The following is a 20,140-nucleotide window of genomic DNA, read 5'->3' as shown; positions in this document are numbered from 1 at the left end:
CCCGCGCTCGGGCCGGGGGCGTCGGATCAGGATCACAGCGCGCGGATGTCGTTCACGGAGAAGCGCGGGGCGCGGCGGGGCGGGGTGCGGCCGGTGAGGAGGATGAGGCGGCAGGCGCGGTGGCGGTGGCCGGCGTAGGGGGCCAGGAGGTCGAGCATGGCCGCGTCGTCCGTGCCGCGCTCGCCCGTCAGCGCGTAGCCGATGATCTTCGGCAGGTGGAGGTCGCCGACTGTCACGGCGTCCGGTGAGCCGTTGCTGCGCTGCAGGGTCTCGGCGGCCGTCCACGGACCGATGCCGGGGACGGCCCGCAGCCGGGCGGTGGCGCGGGTGTCGTCCATCCCCGCGGCCTCTTCCAGGCGGCGCGCGACGCGGGCGGCGCGCAGGATCGTCGACGAACGCTTGGCGTCGACGCCCGCCTTGTGCCACTCCCAGGACGGGATCAGCGTCCAGGCGCGAGGGTCGGGCATGACGCGCATTCCGTCGGCGGGGCCGGGGGCGGGCTCGCCGTGGCGGGTCAGGAGGATGCGCCAGGCGCGGTACGCCTCGTCGCTGGTGACCTTCTGCTCCAGGACCGAGGGGATCAGCGACTCCAGGACCAGGCCCGTACGGATCAGGCGCAGGCCGGGGTGGCGGCGGTGGGCCTCGTGGACGAGGCGGTGGCGGGGGGTGAAGTCCGCCGCGTCGTCGTGCTCGCCGAGCATCGCGGGCACCCGCGCGAGCAGCCAGTCCGCGCCCGGCCCCCAGGCCTGCGCCCGGGCCTCGCCGCCGGCCACCGCGATCCGCAGGGTGCCGGGGCCGTCCGGGGTCCGCGAGGCCCGCCAGACGGAGCCGTCCGCCGCGACCCGGTAGGCGGGGTCGCCCGGCCCGCGCCCCAGGACGCCCAGGTTGCGCCTGAGGTCATGGCGGTCGTACGGGCCGGAGAGCCCCCAGGTGCGGGTGTCGGACATCCGACCAGGGTACGGGTGGGGCGTACGGGCCTACGGGGAGGCGTCACGCCCCACGCGCTGCTACTGGTCGGAGGAGAAGCGCACCGCACCCGGTCCCAGGTCCGCCCCGCACCAGATCCGGACCCCGTCGCGCAGCTCGTTGTCCGGGCCGACCATCGCGCCGTCCCCGATGACCGCGCCCTCCACGACCGTCCGCGCGCCCACCCTGGCGCCCGCCCCGATGAGCGAGTCCGCGATGTGCGCCCCGGCCTCGACGACGGCGCCGTCCAGCACCGTGCTGCCCTCGACGCGCGCGCCCGACTCGATCCGGGCGCCCTTGCCGATCACCGTGCCGTCCGTCAGCTTCGCGTCCATCGCGACCAGCGCGCCGTCGATGACCAGCCGGTCGCCGCAGCGGCCGGGGACGGCCGGCGACGGGGCGCGGCCCAGCACCAGGTCGGCGGAGCCGCGGACGAACGCCTGCGGGGTGCCGAGGTCGAGCCAGTACGTGGAGTCGACCATGCCCTGGAGGTGCGCGCCGGCGGCGAGGAGGTCCGGGAAGGTCTCGCGTTCGACGGAGACGGGGCGGTCGTCGGGGATCGAGTCGATCACGGAGCGGTTGAAGACGTACGCGCCCGCGTTGATCTGGTCGGTGACGATCTCCTCCGGGGTCTGCGGCTTCTCCAGGAAGGCCGTGACCCGCCCGGAGGCGTCGGTCGGCACGAGGCCGAAGGCGCGCGGGTCGTCCACGCGCGTCAGGTGCAGGGAGACGTCGGCGCCCGCCGAGCGGTGGGTGGCGACGAGGGCCTCGATGTCGAGGCCGGTGAGGATGTCGCCGTTGAAGATGAGCACGGGGTCGTCGGGGCCCGACCGGAGCCGGGAGGCGACGTTGCGGATGGCGCCGCCGGTGCCGAGCGGTTCCTCCTCGGTGACGTACTCCAGGTGCAGGCCGAGCGCGGAGCCGTCGCCGAAGTACGGCTCGAAGACCTCCGCGAGATAGGAGGTGGCGAGCACGATGTGCTCGACGCCGGCCGCGCGGGCCCGGGCGAGCTGGTGGGTGAGGAAGGGGACGCCCGCCGCCGGGACCATCGGTTTGGGCGTGTGCACCGTGAGCGGGCGTAGCCGGGTTCCCTTGCCGCCGACCAGGAGGATCGCTTCTGGCGATTCAGTCAACGTGTATCTCTGCTTCCTGCTGGGGCCGGCCGTGGTCGGCGGCCAGTGTATGCAGACAGTGAAGGCGTGGCCTCCGCCCGGTCAGGGGTGCGCGAGAGGGCTCAGCGTCCCTGGAGGCGGGCCGAGACGGCGCGGGCCTTGCCGAGCTTCCGGTACAGCTTGGTACCGGGGCACTCGGTGGCGAAGCCGTCGCGGTGGCCGGAGATGACATGGAGCTTGACCCGGGCTCCCTTCTTGAAGCGGTTTCCGCCGCCCGACACGAGACGGGTGGTGCCGCGCGGGTTCGCGCCGTACAGGCCGAGCTTCCAGGCGGTGAGACGGGCCACGGCCTTGACCGCGGCGGCGGGCGGATTGGCATGTGCGAACGAGCCGAGGACGGCGATGCCCATGCTGTTGCTGTTGAACCCGAGAGTATGGGCGCCCATGACGGGTTTCGCCACACCGCCCGCCCGGCCCTCGTAGATGGTGCCGCACTTGTCGATGAGGAAGTTGTAGCCGATGTCCCGCCAGCCGCTGCTCTTGACGTGGTAGCGGTAGATACCGCGGATGACCCTGGGCGCCTGGGAGCAGCGGTAGTTGTTGCCGGTCGCGCTGTGGTGGACGAACGCGGCCTTCACGGTCCTGGTGTAGCGGAACCGCCGCTCGCGCAGCCGCTCGTTGGCGCCCCAGCCGGACCGGGTGACGATGCGGGGGCGGGGCCCGATGCGGCGGCGCTTCTCGGCGGCGCGCGGCCCGTCCTCCTCCGGTGTCGCGGTGGCCTCGGGCCGGGTGCCGTCCGGCTTCGTACCGTCCTGGCGCGGCCCGTCCGGCTTCGTACCGTCCGGCTTCGTACCGTCCGGCTTCGTGCCGTCCGGGTTCGCGGTTTCCTGGTGCGTGCCGTCCTGGCTCGTCCCGTCCGGGTTCGGGCCGTCCTTGTGCGTACCGTCCGGGCTCGGGCTCTCGTGATGCGTACCGTCCGGGCCCGGGCCGTCGTGGCGGGTGCCGTCGCCGGGGGCCCGGTCGTCCGGGGCGCGGCCGTCGGAGTGGCCGTCGAAGTGGCCGGGCCTGTCTCCGGTGCCGTCGTCCCCGAAGTCCCCCTCGTCGAAGGGCCCGTCGTCGAAGGGCCCCTCGCCGAAGACCTGGCCGCCGATGCCCTCGACCGCCGCCGCGTCGGCCTCGGACTCGGCCTTGCCGAGGGCCCCGATCTCGGTCGCTCCCAGGGGCGCGAACTGCGTGTTCACGGTGGAGCTCGCGGCGTACTCGCCGGTCGGCACCGGATGTGCGGCGCGCTGCGCGGGGGACGGGTCGGCGCCGGGGTCGACGAGTTCGACGCGGAGCCCGGGCGGCAGGGCGGCGTGGGACGCGCCGCCGCGCCGGCCCTTGCCGTGGGCCGGGGCGCCGTGCCGCCCGGTGGTCTTGGCGCCGCGCACCCGGACCTGGACGCCGTCGGAGTCGCCGACCCACAGCGGCGCGGTGGCGCCCTGCACCCGGCGGCCGCGCGCCTCGGGCGAGCCCGCGTCCGGCCGGTCGTCGTCGTGGTTCTGCACGTCCTGCCAGCGGGACCAGGCGTGGGTGCGCACCGCGCGGGTACGGACCTGGACCCGGCCGTGGAGCTCGGCGGAGGCGTCCTTCCAGACGACGCCGAGGAGCGCGAAGGGCCGTACGCGGCGGGCGGTCAGGCCTTGTTCGACGGTGCCCTGGGCGCGGTCGGCGGCGGTGCCGAGGGGGACGAGCGGCAGCGACCGGGTGGTGCCGGGCACCCCGGCGGCGGGGGCCGGGGCCGAGACGCCGGCGGCGTTCGCGGTCGCGACGCCGGACCGTGCGGCGGCGGCGCCGGAGGGGGCGGAGAGCGGGAGTGCCAGGACGGTCGCGCAGACCACGGCCGTCGATGAGGCGAGGAGTGGACGCATGGAAAAATCGTGGGCAAAGGGCGCATATCTGTCTATTCGTGAGCTGACGGGCCATCGGCCGAACCGGTGGCCCGGCGCCCGGCCCGGGACACCCGTACGGCTGATGCGCGGCGCGCCCGGCGCGTACCCTGGCGGCGATGAACGCCACCGATCGCACCCCCGCCGACCTGCTGCGATCCGCCCTCGCGGCGGACCCGGCCCGCCCGCTCGTGACCTTCTACGACGACGCCACGGGCGAGCGCGTCGAACTCTCCGTGGCCACCTTCGCCAATTGGGTGGCGAAGACCGCCAATCTGCTCCAGGACGACCTGTCCGCCGAGCCCGGCGACCGGCTCGCCCTGCTGCTGCCCGCGCACTGGCAGAGCGCCGTCTGGCTGCTGGCCGCCTCCTCCGTCGGCGTCGTGGCCGACATCGGCGGCGACCCGGCCGCGGCCGATCTCGTCGTCAGCGGCCCGGACTCGCTGGACGCGGCGCGCGCCTGCTCCGGCGAGCGCGTCGCGCTGGCGCTGCGCCCGATGGGCGGCCGGTTCCCGCGGCCGCCGCAGGGGTTCGCGGACTACGCGGTGGAGGTGCCGAGCCAGGGCGACCGCTTCACGCCGTACGCGCCGGTGGACCCGGACGCGCCGGCGCTCGTGGTCGGCGGCCTGGAGCTGACCGGCGCCCAGAGCGTCGACCGGGCCCGTACGGACGCCGGGTCGTACGGCCTGACGCCGGGCTCGCGGCTGCTGTCCGGCCTGCCGTACGACACCTGGGAGGGCCTTTCCGCCGGGCTGCTCGCCCCCTTGGCGGCCGGCGGCTCGGTCGTCCTGTGCCGCCATCTCGACCAGTTGCCGGAGGAGGGCCTGGCCCGGCGCGTGACGGACGAACGGGTCACCCTCACCGTGCCGGTGCCGCGCTGACGCCCTTCCTGGCGAGCTGTGGCGGTCACGGCGCCAGCGGCTGAAAGGTCGTCGGGAGCGGGCACACCCCCGCGCCACACCCCCGCGCCACCCGTCCGGCCGCACGGCGCGCCGAGCCCCCGGGCCGCGGCGCGCGCGGCGCGCGATGATCGGCGGTACGTACGTACGGCCGTGTCGCGCCTCCCTCGCCCACCGGCGGCGGGCCACGGCCCGGCGCCGACTCCGTGAGGGATGGACGCTTCGTGACCGACCGCCCCGGCCCCCCGCCCGCCGCCGACCCGGACGACGCGGACCCCGACAACGCGGACCCCGACAACGCGGACCCCGACGCCATGGCCCCGGCGCGGCGGCGGCGCCGCTGGCTGCGCTGGGCGGCGCTGGGCGTGGCGGCGCTCGTGCTGGCGGCCGGCGGCACCGGGTGGTGGCTCTACCACCAGCTCGACGGGAACATCAGGACCGACACGGACACGGCGCGCGAGCTGGCCCGGTACGAGTCGGAGCGCCCGGTGGCGGCGGTCGCGGGCGCCCGGAACATCCTGCTGATCGGCTCGGACTCGCGCGGCGGCGGCAACGGCGAGTACGGCGAGGACAACGGCACCCAGCGCTCCGACACCGCGATCCTGCTGCACCTCGCCGCCGACCGGCACGGCGCCACGGCCGTATCGCTGCCGCGCGACCTGATGACGGAGATCCCGCGCTGCCGCAAGCCGGACGGCACGCAGTTGGAGGCGCAGTTCGCCCCCTTCAACCGGGCGTACGAGGCCGCGGGCACGGCGTGCACGATCCGTACGGTCGAGACGCTCACCGGCATCCGCGTGGACCACCACGTGATCGTGGACTTCACCGGCTTCAAGAAGCTGGTCGACGCGGTGGACGGCGTCGAGGTGTGCCTGCGCTCCCCCATCGACGACCGCAAGGCCCATCTGCGGCTGCCCGCCGGGACGCAGACGCTCCGCGGCGAGCAGGCGCTCGGGTTCGTGCGGGCCCGGTACAGCATGGGCGACGGCAGCGACACCGACCGGATGGGGCGTCAACAGGAGTTCCTGGGTTCGCTCGTGAAGAAGATGCAGAGCGACGGGGTGCTGCTCAATCCGGTGCGGCTCTACCCGGTGCTGGACGCGGCGACCTCCTCGCTGACCACCGACGCGGGTCTCGACACCCTCCGCAAGCTGTACGACCTGGTCCGCGAGGTTCGTGGGATTCCGGCCGGAGGTGTCCAGTTCATGACGGTGCCGCGCCGCCCGTACGCGTACAACTCGGACCGCGACGAGCTCGTCGAGCCGGACGCGCGAAGGCTTTTCGACGCCCTGCGCAACGACAGGACCGTTTCGGTCGTCAAACAGATCAGGACACAGGACGGCGGGCCGAGGGGCGGCGGAAAGAGCCCCGGCCCGTCGTCAGGTCCGGGCACTCCCCGCACGCCGTCGCCCCGCGCGTCACAGCCGGGCGCCGGGCCGACGTACGAAGGAACTACCGCAGAACAGGACGTATGCAAGTAGAAGGAGCAGAAGGCGCGCTCGGTGGCTCGAATGGATTGGGCAGATTGCCCAGTTGTAGGGAAGTGGAATTTGTCACCGGCGTCGCTTGACGCTGAACTGGGCGGATAGTGTGAGCGATCCGGTGCGCACGGCCGGGTCGACCGCGCACTGCTTCAGACGACTTGACCGGAGCGCCTCGCGGGGGAAGGCGCCGCGTGGCACCGACGGAGGACGCAGGCGACCGTGGACGCGCAAGGCCGTGGGCAAGCGGGCGATATGGACCCCGCCGACCAGTGGGTGTTCAACCCCAGTACCGGCAGCTATGAGCTGCGGATCAACCCTGCCGCGGATTCGGCGCCCGGGCAGTCCTCCCCGGCCGGCGCGCGGAGAGCCGCCACCACCGCTCCCGCCGACACCGCGAGAGCCGCCGTGCCCTCCCCCGCCGCCCCCAGAGACCGCTCGGACGCGCCGCCGGGCCGCCGCGGCGTCCCCGACCAGCGCGGCCGGCGGGCCGCCGGCAAAGGCGGCCGGGACGCCAGGGGCACCAGCCGGCGCAAGGCGAAGCCGAAGAAGTCGGGCAAGAAGAAGGCCCTGATCTGGACCGGCGGCGTGCTGGCCTTCCTGCTCGTGGGCGGGTCGACGACCGCGTACCTCGTCTACCAGCACTTCAACAACAACATCGACAAGGTCGACGTGGGCGTGCACAACGCGGCCGTCGTCGACGGCCCCGTCAACATCCTGGTCATCGGCACGGACAAGCGCGACGGCAAGGGCAACGAGGGCTACGGCGACGCCGGGAGCGTCGGCCACGCGGACACCACGCTCCTCTTCCACGTCTCCGAGGACCGTACGAACGCCACCGCGCTCTCCATCCCGCGCGACATGATCACCGACATCCCCGAGTGCGAGGTCGTCACCAAGGACAAGGTGAAGAAGACGATCCCCGGCTCGCACAAGGTGCGCTTCAACCAGAGCCTCGGGCAGGAGGGCCGCGACCCCGGCTGCACCTGGCGCACCGTCGAGCAGATCACCGGCCTGAAGATCAATCACTTCATGATGGCCGACTTCAACGCCGTCAAGAAGCTGTCCTCCGCCGTCGACGGCGTCGAGGTCTGCCTCGGCAAGGACATCGACGACCCCGACTCGCACCTCAAGCTCAGCAAGGGCCGGCACACCGTGGAGGGCGAGGAGGCGCTGGCCTTCGTCCGTACCCGGCACTCCGTCGGCTTCGGCGGCGACCTCAGCCGCATCCAGCTCCAGCAGCAGTTCCTGAGCTCGATGATGCGCAAGATGAAGTCCGGGGGGACGCTCACTAACCCCGCCAAGCTGTACGACCTCGCGGACGCGGCCACCAAGTCGCTCACCGTGGACACCGGCATCGGCAGCGTCTCCAAGCTGACCTCGGTGGCCAAGGACCTCAGCAAGGTCGACCTGAAGCACGTCAGCTTCGTCACCGTCCCCGTCCTCGACAACCCCGAGGACGGCAAGGTCAAGAAGACGGTCATCCTCGACAAGGCGAAGGCCGAGCCGCTCTTCGCCATGGTCAAGCAGGACACCTCGCTGACCGAGGTGAAGGAGAAGGAGAAGCAGAAGGAGAAGGCGGCCAAGGACAAGCAGGCCGCGCTCCTCAAGGGCCCCAAGGCCGCCCCCGCCGACGTACGGGCCCGGGTCTTCAACGGCAGCGAGAAGATCGGCGCCGCCCAGACCACGCTCTCCTGGCTGCAGAACTCCCAGGGCATGCTCCGTACCAGCAACGGCGGCAACGCGCCCGGCGGCAAGAAGCAGGCGACGACCACCCTGGAGTTCGCCCCCAACCAGGCCGACCAGGCCCGCCGGCTCGCGGCGGCCATGGGGCTGCCCGCCTCCGCCCTCAAGCAGGGCACGCAGGACGCGGCGCCGATGGCCGAGATGAAGCTGGTGCTCGGCGCGGACTTCAAGGGGGCGGGCGTGCCCATCGGCGCCCCGTCGAAGGCCCCCTCGGGCATCCAGAAGGTCGAAGCCGACGACGAGAACATCTGCGCCAAGTGAGACCTATGAGCCCTGTGAGGCACGAGAACCCGCGCCCTGTGAGGCGCGAGAACCACCGCGTCGCGCACGACGCCCCGCCGTACGGGACCACCACCCACCACACGCCTGCCCAGCGGGCCGGACGCACCACCTAGAACGGGGAGGCACGATGCGGCAGAGCAGTGTGCGCGGGGAACGGGGGCGCCGGTCCGCCCCCGGCGCCCGCGAACTGGGCTGGGACGACAGCATGTACGAGGAAGGCGCCGACCCCGACGCGGCCGCGCCCCCGGGCAAGGGCGGCGGCACCGGCCGCGGCGAGCGCCACCGCCGCGGCGGGCCCCGCAAGAAGCGCGGCCGCGGCGCGCGAATACTGCGCTGGACCGCGTTCTCCGCCGCGGTCCTCATCCTCGGCACGGCCGGCGCCGGGTACTTCTACTACGAGCACCTCAGCGGCAACATCAAGAAGGACGACCTCAACCTCGGCAAGAACCGGCTGGACCGCAGCGCCGCCAACGCCAAGGGCCAACGCCCCATGAACATCCTGCTGCTGGGCTCCGACAGCCGCAACAGCGCCGAGAACGTCGCGCTCGGCGGCTCCCACCGCGACGTGGGCCGCAAGCCCCTCGCCGATGTGCAGATGCTGCTCCACGTATCGGCCGACCGCAGCAATATGTCGGTCATCAGCATCCCCCGCGACACCCGCGTGACGATCCCCGAGTGCAAGGACCCCGAGGACGGCAAGGTCTACCCGAAGACCGACCGGGAGATCATCAACGCCAGCCTCATGAACGGCGGTCCGGGCTGCACCGTCGCCACCTGGGAAGAGCTGACCGGCATACCCATCGACCACTTCATGATGATCGACTTCGCCGGCGTGGTGAACATGGCCGACGCCGTCGGCGGCGTCCCCGTCTGCGTCAAGGGCAACGTCTACGACAAGAAGTCGGGGCTGCGGCTGGAGAAGGGCGACCACAAGGTCAAGGGCGAGCAGGCCCTCCAATGGCTGCGCACCCGCCACGGGTTCGAGGACGGCAGCGACATCGGCCGCACCCACGCCCAGCACATGTATATGAACGCGATGGTCCGCCAGCTCAAGTCGGGCACCAAACTCACCGACCCCGGCCAGCTCACCGACCTCGCCGAGGCCGCCACCAAGGCGCTCACCGTCGACAAGGGCCTCGGCACGCCCAAGAAGCTCTACGACCTCGGCGACGAACTCAAGCAGGTGTCCACCAAGCGGATCACCATGACCACCATGCCGTGGATCCAGGACCCGCTGAACCCCAAGGCACACGTCGTGCCCAAGCCCGGCGACGCGGACAAGCTCTTCTCGCTCGTACGCGACGACACCGCGCTCGACGGCAAGGACGAGAAGAAGGACAAGAAGGACAAGCAGGCAGAGAAGCAGACCACCGACCCGGCCGCGCCCAAGGGCGAGATCGCCGTGACCGTGCAGAACGGCACCGGCTCCGCCACCCAGGCCCCGGCCCCCGGCCGCGCCGGGACGGTGGCCTCGCAGCTCGTCAAGGAAGGCTTCGCCAAGGCCGCCGCGGACACCACGCCCAAGACGCAGGCGAACACCGTCATCAGCTACCCCAAGGCCGGACAGCGCGGCGACGCCCAGGCCGTCGCCAAGGCGCTCGGCCTGCCGGACAGCGCGGTGCGGACGTCCTCGACCGTGCAGCAGATCACGCTCGTGGTCGGCGCGGACTGGCGTACGGGCGCGACGTACCCGAAGGACGCGGGGGGCTCGCAGGACAAGGGCGACAAGGACGACAAGGCGCCGGACAGCTCGGCGGCGCTCAACGGGGACGACTCGTCGGCGTGCATGGACGTGAACCCGATCTACAGCTTCTGATGGCCTGTCAGGGCTGATACCTGGTCATCGACCGCTGACATTACGGGCGTTCGCCGACGAGAAGAGGGCCGCACCCGAAACCGGGGCGGCCCTCTGACGTGCGTACGCACCGCTGACGTACGTACGACTCGCGCACGTACGACTCATGCGCGTACCGCTAGGACGGCTGCTCCTCGCGCTGGGGCGCCGTCGCCGCCGGGCGGCGGCTGGCGATGACCTTCCTGGCGAGCGAGCGCGGGCTGGTGAGGAAGCCGTAGCCCCAGGTCAGGTGCATCGTCGCGAGGGCGAGAGGGATCTGCGCGCGGGCCTTCAGCGGGAGCCCCTTGCCGGCGGGCAGCGACCCGGCGGTGATGGCGGCCAGGTAGCCGGCCGGGACCACGAAGCCCCAGGGGGTGACGGCCGCGCCCACGACGAGGCCGGCGGCGATGGCGACGACGGCGGTCGGCGGCGCGAGGTAGCGCAGGTTGATGGAGCCGGAGTGGTAGCGGGCGACGACGTGCCGCCAACGCCCGTAGTTCCGGTACTGCTTGGCGAGGGCGCGGACGCTCGGGCGCGGCCGGTACCGCACCCGCAGCTCCGGCGAGAACCAGACCAGGCCGCCCGACTCGCGGATGCGGAAGTTCAGCTCCCAGTCCTGGGCGCGGATGAACTCCTCGTTGTAGCCGCCCTGTTGCTCCAGCGCCTCGCGGCGGAAGACACCCAGATACACGGTTTCGGCGGGGCCCGCCTCGCCGCCGGTGTGGAAGGCCGCGTTGCCCACGCCGATCTTGGAGGTCATGGCGGCGGCGACGGCGTGCTCCCAGTCGTTCTCGCCCTCGGCGTGCATGATGCCGCCGACGTTCTGCGCGCCGGTCTCCTCAAGCAGCCGCACGGCGGTCGCGATGTAGTTCGGCGAGAGCATGCCGTGGCCGTCCACGCGGACCACGATCGGGTGCCGGGACGCCTTGATCGCGGCGTTGAGCGCGGCGGGGGTGCGGCCGGTCGGGTTGGGTACGGTGTGGACCCGGGGGTCCTCCCGTACCAGCTCGGCGGCGATCTCGTCGGTACGGTCCGTGGAGGGACCCAGGGCGATCACCACCTCCATCTCGCCCGCGTACTCCTGCTCCAGGATGTGTTGGACGGAGCTGCGCAGGTGCCGTTCCTCATCGAGCACCGGCATGATCACGGAAACGGCGGGGGGCTGCGGCTCAGACATCGTTCCTCGCGGGTACGGCCCGGAGCGGCGGCCACGGGGCGGCGCCGCGTCGGGGGTGAAGGATCGAGCGTCACGTTACCGCGAACGGATGAGCGGGGCGCACGCCGCCCGGGTGGCAGCGGGGCGCGCGGCGGCGTGGGGGCTTCGGCAGCTCATCGTATGGGCCTACCGTGGCCGCGCCCCTGCCCAGCCGCCCAGCCCGTCGCGGAGGTCTTCGCAGTGACCCCACCGGCCCGCTCCCCCAGCCCCCAGCCCCCGTCCCGGCCGCCGGCGCGCAGCCGCCGCGCCCGCTGGAGCCGCCGCCTCGCCATCAGCACCGCCATCCTGGTCCTGGCCACCAGCGGCATCGGGCACGCGGTGGTCACCGGCATCGACGACGGCATCGACCGCGTGGACCCGTTCGGCGGGCTGTCGAGCCGGCCGGGCACCACCGAGGGGATGAACATCCTGCTCGTCGGCACCGACGGCCGCGACAAGATCACCCCCGCCGAGCGGGACCGCTACCACCTCGGCGGCGAGCCCTGCCACTGCACCGACACGGTGATGATGGTGCACCTCTCCGCCGACCGGAGCCGCGCCAGCGTGGTCAGCCTGCCCCGCGACTCGTACACCGAGGTCCCCGAGCACACCGACCCCGCCACCGGCCGGCGCCGCCCCGCCCACCCGCAGAAGCTCAACGCGGCGTACGCGGAGGGCGGGCCCGGCCTGACCGTACGGACCGTCGAACACATGACCGGCGTGCACCTCGACCACTACCTGGAGGTCGACTTCACCAGCTTCATGAAGACGGTGGACGTGCTCGGCGGGGTGCAGGTCTGCACGGCCCGCCCGCTGAAGGACGACTACTCGGGGCTCGACCTGCCGGCGGGCACGTCGAACCTGAACGGCGGCGAGGCCCTGCAGTACGTACGCTCCCGCCATCTCGACGGGGCCTCCGACCTGGGCCGGATGCAGCGCCAGCAGAAGTTCCTGGCGTCGCTCATCCGCCAGGCCACGAGCAGCGGCATGCTGCTGAACCCGATGAAGGTCCGGGACCTCGCCTCGGCGATGCTCGGCTCCGTCCGCGCGGACCGGGGCTTCGGCACCACGGACATCCTCGCCCTGGGCCAGGCCATGAAGGACTTCACGCCCGCGTCGTCGGAGTTCGCGTCGGTGCCGATCTCCGACGTGAACTACCGGGTGCGCAACCTCGGCTCCACCGTGAAGTGGGACGAGACCAAGGCGGAACAGCTCTTCCGGGCGATCCGCGAGGACCGCCCGATCGCGGCCCGGCACAGCGGTGGCGCGGACGAGGCGACGCCCGTGGACGTGGCGCCGCAGCAGATCCGGGTCCGCGTCCTCAACGGCAGCGGCCGCCCCGGCCTCGGCCGCGCCGCCGACCGCGCCCTCGCCGACACCGGCTTCCGCACGGACGCCGCCCCCACCACCGCCCAGGGCCCCCTCGTGCCCCAGACGATCGTCGGCTACGACCCCCGCTGGGACCGCTCCGCCAAGTCCCTCGCCACCGCCCTCCCCGGCTCCGAACTCCGCCAGGTCCCCAACCAGGGCCCCGTCCTCACCGTCACCCTCGGCACCACCTTCACCAACCCCACCAAGGGCGTCCACAAGGTCCGCCCCCAGGACCCCCAGCAAACAGGCGCCGAGACCCGACCGATCAAGGGGGACGAGGTGGTGTGCCCGTAGGAGGTTGGGGGCGGGGCCTCGGGGGCGCGAGAGGTCGCGGGGGGCGGCCGCGTCAGGCCTCGTCCGGTTGCTGTTCGCGGAGTTCCTTGATCGCGCGGAGGCGGGCGAGGCGGTGGGTGCGGCGGATCTGGGCTTCTTTGAAGCGGCGCTCGTTGCGCTCGGAGTCGGGGATCACGGCCGGTACGGTCCGCGGCTTTCCGTCGGAGTCGACGGCGGCGAAGACGAGGTAGGCGCTGCCGACCTGGGTGGCGGGGGTGGACTCGTTCCAGCGCTCCGCCATCACGCGCACGCCGATCTCCATGGACGTACGCCCCGTCCAGTTGCACTGGGCGTGGACGTGGACCAGGTCGCCCACGCGGACCGGGGAGAGGAACGCCATCTCGTCCATGGAGGCCGTGACCGCGGGCCCGCCGGAGTGGCGGCCGGCCACCGCGCCCGCGGCGTCGTCCACCAGTTTCATGATCACGCCCCCGTGGACCGTCCCCATCAGATTGGTGTCGCTGCCGGTCATGATGTGCGAGAGCGTGGTGCGGGAAGCCGAGGTCGGCTTGCCCGGTATCTCTGCGGCCGGGTCTTGAGCCTGAATGGTCATGACCTCAACCATATGCGGCCTCGAATTGCATCAGCTCTGCAACAGCGGGGCCCCGATCCTGTCCCCGCCCTGTGAGCCGCCGTGCCCTGGCAGGCACACTTCACCTCATGAACGATTGGCCCGAGGGACGGACCGGTGACGGCAGAGACCGGTATGGACGTGGCAGCGCCGGCGCCGAGCCGGACGGCGCCCGAGCCATGCCGCACGTACGCCGCGACACGCACCAGCCCTACCTGCCGCCGCAGCAGCAGGGGTACGCCGACGGGTACGCGAACCAGCGGGCCGGGGGCTACGACGGCGGCTACGACAACGGGTACGCGCGGCATCAGGCCGGCGGCTACGACGACGGTTACAACACGGGCCAGGTCTACGGCCGGGGCGGCCAGCCCAGCGGCGGACCGGGCCGGCCCGGCGGCCCCGCAGGACCCGGCGGCGGCCCGTACGGCCGTACGCCCCGCACCAACCCGCCGAACTGGCGCAAGCGCATCAAGATAGGCGTGCTGACCCTCGTCGTCGTGGTGCTCGCCGTCTCCATCGGCACGTACTTCTGGGCCGACTCGAAGCTGCGCCGCGAGGTCGACCTGAGCAAGGTCGAGGACCGCCCGGGCTCCGGCGAGGGCACCAACTATCTGATCGTGGGCTCGGACAGCCGCGAGGGCCTCTCGGACCAGGACAAAAAGGACCTCCACACGGGTTCGGCCGAGGGCAAGCGCACGGACTCGATGATGATCCTGCACACCGGCGACAACGGCTCCACGATGCTGAGCCTGCCCCGCGACTCATACGTCACCATCCCGGCCTTCACGGGCAAGAAGTCCGGCAAGCGCTACCCCGCCTCCACGCACAAGCTGAACCAGGCATACTCCGACGGCGGCCCGGAGCTGCTGACCCGGACCATCGAGTACAACACCGGCCTGCGCATCGACCACTACGCGGAGATCGGCTTCGGCGGCTTCCGCAGCCTCGTCGACGCGCTCGGCGGCGTGGACATGTGCCTCGACAAGGCGGTCAAGGACCGGGACTCGGGCGCCGACTTCAAGAAGGGCTGCCAGACCCTCGACGGCAAGCAGTCGCTCGCCTTCGTCCGCCAGCGCCACCAGGAGGCGGACCAGGACCTGGGCCGCATGCGCAACCAGCAGAAGTTCCTCAACACCCTCGCCAAGCAGGCCGCGTCGCCGTCCACGATCCTCAACCCGTTCCGGCTCTACCCCGTCATCGGCTCCGGCCTCGACACGCTCATCGTCGACAAGGACATGGAGCTGTGGAACCTCACCTCGATGTTCTGGGACATGAAGGGCGTGACGGGCGGCGACGGCAAGCAGATGACGGTCCCGATCGCCTCGGCCAACGTGCCGACGCCGAGCGACGGGGTCGCGGTGAAGTGGGACAAGGCCAAGTCGAAGCAGCTTTTCGACCAGCTCAAGAAGGACGAGAAAGTCACGGTCTCGGACAAGTGACGGCGGGAGGGCCGATGACGACGAGGAACACGCCCCGGCAGGCGGGGCCAGCCCCGGAACGCCGGCTTCCGGGCCACCTGATCCCGGACCACCTGGCGGCGTCGTACGCCAGAACCTTCGGCGAGGAGGGCAGGGCCTGGATCGCGGCGCTGCCGGCGCTCGTCGAGACCCACCTGGAGCGGTGGGGGCTGGTACGGGACGGGGCCGCCGGGGCCGGCGAGGCGTCGCTGGTCCTGCCGGTACGACGCGAGGACGGCACGCGAGCCGTCCTCAAGCTCCAGATGCCCCGGCAGGAGACGACGGCCGCGCTCATCGGCCTGCGCACCTGGAACGGCGCCGGCACGGTACGGCTGCTCGACCACGACCCGCTCAGCAGCACCATGCTCCTGGAACGGCTGAACGGCGCCCGCACCCTGGCCGCGCTGGAGGACGACGACGAGGCGACGGCGATCCTCGCGGACCTGCTGGCCCGCCTGGTGAGCGTCCCCGCGCCGGAGGGCCTGCGGGGCCTGGGAGAGATCACCGCGGAGATGCTCACGCGGGCCCCGGACGCGGCAGCGGCCCTGACCGACCCCTCCGACCGGCGGCTGCTCCTCGGCTGGGCCGCGGCCGTGGCCGAAGTGGCCGACGAGCCCGGCGACCGCCTCCTCCACTGGGACCTGCACTACGACAACGTCCTGGCCGCCACCCGCGAACCCTGGCTCGCCATCGACCCCGAGCCCCTCGCCGGCGACCCCGGCTTCGACCTCTGGCCCGCGCTGGACAGCCGCTGGGGCGACGTAGTCGCCTCCGGCGACACCCCCCGCATCCTCCGCCGCCGCTTCGACCACCTCACCGAAGCCCTCGCCCTGGACCGCCCCCGCGCCACCGCCTGGACCCTCGCCCGCCTCCTCCAAAACGAACTATGGAACATCGAAGACGGCGCCCCCACCCTGGCCCCGTCCTCCGTCGCCCTATCCGAAGCCCTCCAGAACCGCCGCCCCCGCCACTCCGGCGCGTAACACCGGGCGCTTTACGGTCTGGGCTGCCGCGCCGAGTTTCCCGTTCTCTCAACTGAGCCACCTTGACCCGGCTGTCACGGCCTCGCGAGGATCAATGGGGATCAAAGCGGTCACCAACCTACGCCGGGGGTCGGCCAGTGAAGCTCAACCAACTCGCCAGCGAGTGCGACGAAGGCCCGTGCCCAACCGTCTGGGCGGTGGAGGGAACGGGGAACGTCTTAGTGCAGGGCTTCACGGTGGATGATGAGGAAGCCCTCGCCACCATGCGGCTACCGGACAACGAAACCGCCGTGCGCATCCCCCTGTCTCTCCTTTTGAGGGTGGCTCGTGAACATCTCGCCTGAAGACTTCGGAAACCTCTTCGAGGAGTTTCAGCAAGAAGCGTTCCGTCTGGAGACCCTGGACGACTACAGCAAGTCAGGAGGCGTTGCGGCCTATCACGCTTTTCTGGCCGGCAAGCCGCAACCGGAGGAGTACAAGTCGGCCGACTGGGTGAGGACCGTGCGCGACGCGACGCGGGCGGGCAAGCGTATGTACCGGGTCCACATCCTCTCCCGCCCGCTGAGTGACTACCTTCGATTTGAACTCGGGTGGGGTTACGTCCGCAATCAGGAAGCCGGGGAGGAGTTCTTCATCCTCGACACCACCGAGCAACCGAACCCGCTGGCGGGGGTACCGGACTTCTGGGCGTTCGATGAGCGCACCGTCGTGACCATGCAGTACAGCGACGCCGGAGAATTCCTGGGGGCCGAGAAGATTCCCGAGGCGCAAGCTCAGGAATGGCTGGAGCGCCGAAACTCGGCCATGCGTGCCGCGACCCCCTTCCCTGACTGGTGGCAGCAGCACAAGCCGGCGTGAACAACATCAATATCGGCCGGGCGCTACGGGAACTGCGGAAAGCCAGCGGAAAGCAGGCCAAGGCGGTCGCCCGTAGCGCTCTCATGTCTCCGAGCAAGCTCAGCAAGATTGAGAACGAAGCGCTCACGCCGAGCCTGATGGACGTGGAGCGCGTCCTCACGGCCCTGGAAGTCTCGGAGGAGACCAAGGCCCGGCTCACCGAGGCTGCCCGCAAGGCGGCCACGGAGGCGACGGCGTGGCGCATCCTACGGCGCACCGGGCTCCACAAACACCAGGACGAGATCCGAGCGATAGAAGCTCAGACGGCCGGAATGCGGCTCTTTCAACCTTCGTGCATTCCCGGCCTGCTCCAGACCCCCGAATACACCCGCGCCGTCCTCAGGAGGCACGGCTACACGCAAGGGGCCCTGGAGAAGATGATGGGTGCGCGTCTGCTCCGGCAAGAGGCCCTGCACGACACCGACCGAACTTTTCGGTTCGTCATCACTGAGTCCGTGCTCAGGTGGAGAATCGTTCGCCCCTCGATGCTGGCAGCACAGTTGGACAAGCTCATCGCCATGTCGAGGATGCCGAATGTGGAAATCAGGGTACTTCCCTTGTCGACACCTATGGCCGACTTGCCCGGCTCCTCGTTCGTTCTTTTCGACAGCAACCTGGTCATTGTCGAAATCCCTCACGCCGAGATCACCACTACCGAAGCCCGAGACATCGAGCTGTACGCGAGAAAGTTCGATGGTTTCGAGAATGCAGCCCTCGTGGGCGAGGGAATGCGGGCCTTCGTTGCAGGACTTCGCGATGACTTCTTGAGACAACGGGAAAGAGGCTAGAGTCCCCTAGGCGACAGGTCGACGATGTACTCATGCCGACCGAATCGAAGAACCACAAGCAAAGCAGCGCACGGGGTCGGCGAGTGGACCCGATTCAGAGCCTCCTGGCCACACAGAAAGGCACACTCATGTCCGAAACCGGAATCGACCTGTACAGCCTTCCCATCGACGGCGCGAAGTTCCTCAAGGCGTGTGGGGGCAATACCCACCCCGATGGTGAGTCCTGCGCCACGCTGGCGCAGATCGGACCCGACGCGTGGGCGTTGGGGGACAGCAAGCGGCCCGGGGCGGAGCCGTTGCGTTTCAGCACCGGGGAGTTGGAGGCCCCCGGTATCGACCCGGTGCGCTTCGGTCTGTCTGCCTGACGGGCGTTGGTGGTGTCCTCCGGCCCCAGCCCGTTCCCCCGGAGGCGGGGCCGGTGGGGCGCCCCGCACGGAATGGGACGACTGGTGCACCATCACGGCTACTTGTGGACTGGACCCAAGCAGCGGTTCGACGACGAGGCGCTGAGGCGGCCGCCGCATCCTGAGCCGCCTCCGGCCGACAAGGCGGAGTTGGTCGCTCGGTACGAGGAGGTGAAGACGGAGTTCCCGGTGGTGGATCTGCCGCCGCTGGAGACCGCCTATTGGCTCGCCAAGCCGGCCGGGCTGGTACGCGGCACCTGGGAGGACGCGAAAGAAGCCGCTCAGTGGCTCGGGGACCAGCTCACCGCGTACGCGCCCCGGTTCGCCTCCGCGTACGACCGCGACCCCGCGCGGCCGACGGCACTGGCACGCTCCGCCGCCGAACGGCTCGGCTGGGGCGGGGACGTGGCCCACGGCTTCTACCTTGAGCGGCCGGCGTATCTGTCCCTGGCCTTGGTGTGCTGCTCGCCGAACCGGGCCAAGCCGGAATCGGCCTGCCCGTTGGGATAGGGCCGCCCTCGCGGCGCGACGAGCGTGGCGGGCGGCCGTACGCCGTCGGGTTCGGCCACCCGCCCTTGGGAGCTGCGCGGGTCTCGCTACGGCAGGTTCCGGGCCATGACGATCCGCTGCACCTGGTTCGTACCCTCATAGATCTGGGTGATCTTGGCGTCGCGCATCATGCGCTCCACCGGGTAGTCCCTCGTGTAGCCGTAGCCGCCGAGCAACTGGACCGCGTCCGTGGTGATTTCCATGGCGGCGTCGGAGGCGTAGCACTTGGCGGCGGCGCCGAAGAAAGTCAGATCTTCCTTGTCGCCTCCGGTGGCAACACGCTCGGACTTGGCGGCGGCGGCGTAGGTGAGCTGGCGGGCGGCTTCGAGTTTCATGGCCATGTCGGCGAGCATGAACTGGACGCCTTGGAAGTCGCCGATGGGCTTGCCGAACTGCTTGCGTTCCTGGACGTAGCCCTTGGCGTAGTCGAGGGCGCCCTGGGCGATGCCGAGGGCCTGGGCGGCGATGGTGATGCGGGTGTGGTCGAGGGTCTTCATGGCGGTGGCGAAGCCGGTGCCCTCTTCGCCGATGAGGCGGTCGGCGGGGATGCGGACGTTGTCGAGGTAGACCTCGCGGGTGGGGGAACCCTTGATGCCGAGCTTCTTCTCCGGGGCGCCGAAGGAGACGCCCTCGTCGGCCTTTTCGACGACGAAGGCGGAAATGCCCTTGGTGCGCTTGTCGGGGTCGGTCACGGCCATGACGGTGTAGTACTCGCTGACGCCCGCGTTGGTGATCCAGCGCTTCACGCCGTTGAGGACGTAGTGGTCGCCGTCGCGGACGGCCTTCGTCTTCATGCCGCCGGCGTCGGAGCCGGCGTCGGGCTCGGAGAGGGCGTAGGAGAACATCGCGTCGCCCTGGGCGAGCGGGCCGAGGTACTTCTTCTTCAGCGCCTCGGAGCCGGCGAGCACGACCGGCAGGGAGCCGAGCTTGTTGACGGCCGGGATCAGGGAGGACGAGGCGCAGACGCGGGCGACCTCCTCGATCACGATGACGGTGGCGAGCGCGTCCGCGCCGGCCCCGCCGAACGCCTCGGGCACGTGGATGGCGTGCAGATCGGCCGCGGTCAGCGCGGCGCGGGCCTCCTCGGGGAAGCGGCCCTCCTCGTCCACCTCGGCGGCGTACGGGGCGATCTTCGCCTCGGCGAGCGCGCGCACCGAGTCACGGAGCATGTCGTGCTCCTCGGACGGCCGGTACAGGTCGAAGTCCTTTGTTCCCGCCAAGGTGTTCTCACTCCCCTGAGAGTTAACTACCGTTTAGTAACCGCATTCCTAAGGGGGCAGTCTAGGGCCGCCGCCCCGGCCCGGCCTACGTGAGGTTGCCGACAGCTATGCTCGGGACGGATCA

18 protein-coding genes are annotated in these 20,140 nt (G+C 71.2%); 12 read left to right on the top strand and 6 right to left on the bottom strand.

Going from position 1 to position 20,140, the window contains the following annotated elements; all coding sequences use genetic code 11:
* Positions 1 to 32 precede the first annotated feature (32 nt).
* The 3 genes from IF55_RS28940 to IF55_RS36485 all read right to left on the bottom strand — a co-directional run bounded on the left by IF55_RS28940 (position 33) and on the right by IF55_RS36485 (position 3,988).
* Positions 33 to 947: a DNA-3-methyladenine glycosylase family protein gene (locus IF55_RS28940; RefSeq protein ID WP_030890974.1), complete on the bottom strand. Its 915-nt coding sequence runs from the start codon at positions 945 to 947 to the stop codon at positions 33 to 35.
* Between the two features lie 60 nt (positions 948 to 1,007).
* Positions 1,008 to 2,099 carry a mannose-1-phosphate guanylyltransferase gene (gene manB / locus IF55_RS28935; RefSeq protein WP_030890971.1) on the bottom strand — a complete coding sequence of 364 codons (1,092 nt, stop codon included), beginning with the start codon at positions 2,097 to 2,099 and terminating at the stop codon, positions 1,008 to 1,010.
* Positions 2,100 to 2,200: 101 nt separating this feature from the next.
* The gene (locus IF55_RS36485; protein ID WP_030890969.1) at positions 2,201 to 3,988 is read right to left on the bottom strand and encodes an N-acetylmuramoyl-L-alanine amidase; all 1,788 of its coding nucleotides are present in this window, start codon (positions 3,986 to 3,988) and stop codon (positions 2,201 to 2,203) included.
* Positions 3,989 to 4,125: 137 nt separating this feature from the next.
* Here IF55_RS36485 and IF55_RS28925 point away from each other — a divergent pair, with 137 nt between their 5' ends.
* The 4 genes from IF55_RS28925 to IF55_RS28910 all read left to right on the top strand — a co-directional run bounded on the left by IF55_RS28925 (position 4,126) and on the right by IF55_RS28910 (position 10,230).
* Entirely contained in the window at positions 4,126 to 4,887 is a 762-nt protein-coding gene (locus tag IF55_RS28925) for a TIGR03089 family protein (protein WP_030890966.1), read from the top strand.
* Positions 4,888 to 5,129: 242 nt separating this feature from the next.
* Positions 5,130 to 6,386, top strand: a complete 1,257-nt coding sequence (locus IF55_RS28920; protein ID WP_398245055.1) for an LCP family protein — start codon at positions 5,130 to 5,132, stop codon at positions 6,384 to 6,386.
* Positions 6,387 to 6,608: 222 nt separating this feature from the next.
* A complete protein-coding gene (locus tag IF55_RS28915) occupies positions 6,609 to 8,393 on the top strand; it encodes an LCP family protein (RefSeq protein WP_030890962.1) in 1,785 nt (594 codons plus the stop codon).
* A 148-nt stretch (positions 8,394 to 8,541) separates the two neighbouring features.
* Complete coding sequence (locus IF55_RS28910; RefSeq protein ID WP_030890960.1) at positions 8,542 to 10,230, top strand: LCP family protein; 1,689 nt, start codon at positions 8,542 to 8,544, stop codon at positions 10,228 to 10,230.
* 157 nt (positions 10,231 to 10,387) lie between these two features.
* Here IF55_RS28910 and IF55_RS28905 read toward each other — a convergent pair whose 3' ends face one another.
* Complete coding sequence (locus tag IF55_RS28905; protein ID WP_030890958.1) at positions 10,388 to 11,425, bottom strand: glycosyltransferase family 2 protein; 1,038 nt, start codon at positions 11,423 to 11,425, stop codon at positions 10,388 to 10,390.
* Between the two features lie 159 nt (positions 11,426 to 11,584).
* Between IF55_RS28905 and IF55_RS28900 the strand changes: the two genes are divergently transcribed.
* Positions 11,585 to 13,108, top strand: coding sequence for an LCP family protein (locus IF55_RS28900; protein WP_106980497.1), 1,524 nt, complete (start codon positions 11,585 to 11,587; stop codon positions 13,106 to 13,108).
* A 52-nt stretch (positions 13,109 to 13,160) separates the two neighbouring features.
* Here the strand turns inward: IF55_RS28900 and IF55_RS28895 are convergent, their stop codons facing one another.
* Positions 13,161 to 13,700, bottom strand: a complete 540-nt coding sequence (locus tag IF55_RS28895) for an acyl-CoA thioesterase (protein ID WP_030890955.1) — start codon at positions 13,698 to 13,700, stop codon at positions 13,161 to 13,163.
* Between the two features lie 107 nt (positions 13,701 to 13,807).
* Between IF55_RS28895 and IF55_RS28890 the strand changes: the two genes are divergently transcribed.
* The 7 genes from IF55_RS28890 (at position 13,808) to IF55_RS28865 (ending at position 18,757) form a co-directional block, all read left to right on the top strand.
* Positions 13,808 to 15,157 (top strand): LCP family protein, encoded by a 1,350-nt coding sequence (locus IF55_RS28890; RefSeq protein ID WP_078645410.1) that lies wholly within the window; start codon positions 13,808 to 13,810, stop codon positions 15,155 to 15,157.
* Positions 15,158 to 15,171: 14 nt separating this feature from the next.
* Positions 15,172 to 16,158 (top strand): aminoglycoside phosphotransferase family protein, encoded by a 987-nt coding sequence (locus IF55_RS28885; protein ID WP_106980496.1) that lies wholly within the window; start codon positions 15,172 to 15,174, stop codon positions 16,156 to 16,158.
* 137 nt (positions 16,159 to 16,295) lie between these two features.
* Positions 16,296 to 16,502, top strand: coding sequence for a hypothetical protein (locus IF55_RS39860; protein WP_078645408.1), 207 nt, complete (start codon positions 16,296 to 16,298; stop codon positions 16,500 to 16,502).
* On the top strand, positions 16,486 to 17,016 hold the full coding sequence (locus tag IF55_RS28880; RefSeq protein WP_030890948.1) for a DUF6879 family protein: 531 nt from the start codon (positions 16,486 to 16,488) through the stop codon (positions 17,014 to 17,016). Before IF55_RS39860 ends, IF55_RS28880 begins: the two co-directional genes overlap by 17 nt.
* Positions 17,013 to 17,843: a helix-turn-helix domain-containing protein gene (locus IF55_RS28875; protein ID WP_037966965.1), complete on the top strand. Its 831-nt coding sequence runs from the start codon at positions 17,013 to 17,015 to the stop codon at positions 17,841 to 17,843. Before IF55_RS28880 ends, IF55_RS28875 begins: the two co-directional genes overlap by 4 nt.
* Before the next feature lie 128 nt (positions 17,844 to 17,971).
* The gene (locus IF55_RS28870) at positions 17,972 to 18,208 is read left to right on the top strand and encodes a hypothetical protein (protein ID WP_030890945.1); all 237 of its coding nucleotides are present in this window, start codon (positions 17,972 to 17,974) and stop codon (positions 18,206 to 18,208) included.
* Between the two features lie 84 nt (positions 18,209 to 18,292).
* Positions 18,293 to 18,757: a hypothetical protein gene (locus IF55_RS28865; protein ID WP_030890943.1), complete on the top strand. Its 465-nt coding sequence runs from the start codon at positions 18,293 to 18,295 to the stop codon at positions 18,755 to 18,757.
* 86 nt (positions 18,758 to 18,843) lie between these two features.
* Here IF55_RS28865 and IF55_RS28860 read toward each other — a convergent pair whose 3' ends face one another.
* Positions 18,844 to 20,016: an acyl-CoA dehydrogenase family protein gene (locus IF55_RS28860; RefSeq protein ID WP_030890942.1), complete on the bottom strand. Its 1,173-nt coding sequence runs from the start codon at positions 20,014 to 20,016 to the stop codon at positions 18,844 to 18,846.
* Positions 20,017 to 20,140 lie beyond the last annotated feature (124 nt).

Origin of the sequence: Streptomyces varsoviensis (genome assembly GCF_000718635.1) — a bacterium.
GTDB classification, from domain to species: Bacteria; Actinomycetota; Actinomycetes; order Streptomycetales; family Streptomycetaceae; genus Streptomyces; species Streptomyces varsoviensis.
Note: the sequence above shows the minus strand (reverse complement) of the source record. Positions and strands in the feature narration are given on the sequence as shown.

Excerpts from the sequence above, each read along its gene's own strand:
- IF55_RS28925 (WP_030890966.1), top strand. The coding sequence starts at position 4,126 with ATGAACGCCACCGATCGCACCCCCGCCGACCTGCTGCGATCCGCCCTC.
- IF55_RS28870 (WP_030890945.1), top strand. The coding sequence starts at position 17,972 with ATGTCCGAAACCGGAATCGACCTGTACAGCCTTCCCATCGACGGCGCG.
- IF55_RS28900 (WP_106980497.1), top strand. The coding sequence starts at position 11,585 with ATGGGCCTACCGTGGCCGCGCCCCTGCCCAGCCGCCCAGCCCGTCGCG.
- IF55_RS28940 (WP_030890974.1), bottom strand. The coding sequence starts at position 947 with ATGTCCGACACCCGCACCTGGGGGCTCTCCGGCCCGTACGACCGCCAT.
- IF55_RS36485 (WP_030890969.1), bottom strand. The coding sequence starts at position 3,988 with ATGCGTCCACTCCTCGCCTCATCGACGGCCGTGGTCTGCGCGACCGTC.
- IF55_RS28895 (WP_030890955.1), bottom strand. The coding sequence starts at position 13,700 with ATGACCATTCAGGCTCAAGACCCGGCCGCAGAGATACCGGGCAAGCCG.
- IF55_RS28905 (WP_030890958.1), bottom strand. The coding sequence starts at position 11,425 with ATGTCTGAGCCGCAGCCCCCCGCCGTTTCCGTGATCATGCCGGTGCTC.
- IF55_RS28885 (WP_106980496.1), top strand. The coding sequence starts at position 15,172 with ATGACGACGAGGAACACGCCCCGGCAGGCGGGGCCAGCCCCGGAACGC.
- IF55_RS28910 (WP_030890960.1), top strand. The coding sequence starts at position 8,542 with ATGCGGCAGAGCAGTGTGCGCGGGGAACGGGGGCGCCGGTCCGCCCCC.
- IF55_RS28890 (WP_078645410.1), top strand. The coding sequence starts at position 13,808 with ATGAACGATTGGCCCGAGGGACGGACCGGTGACGGCAGAGACCGGTAT.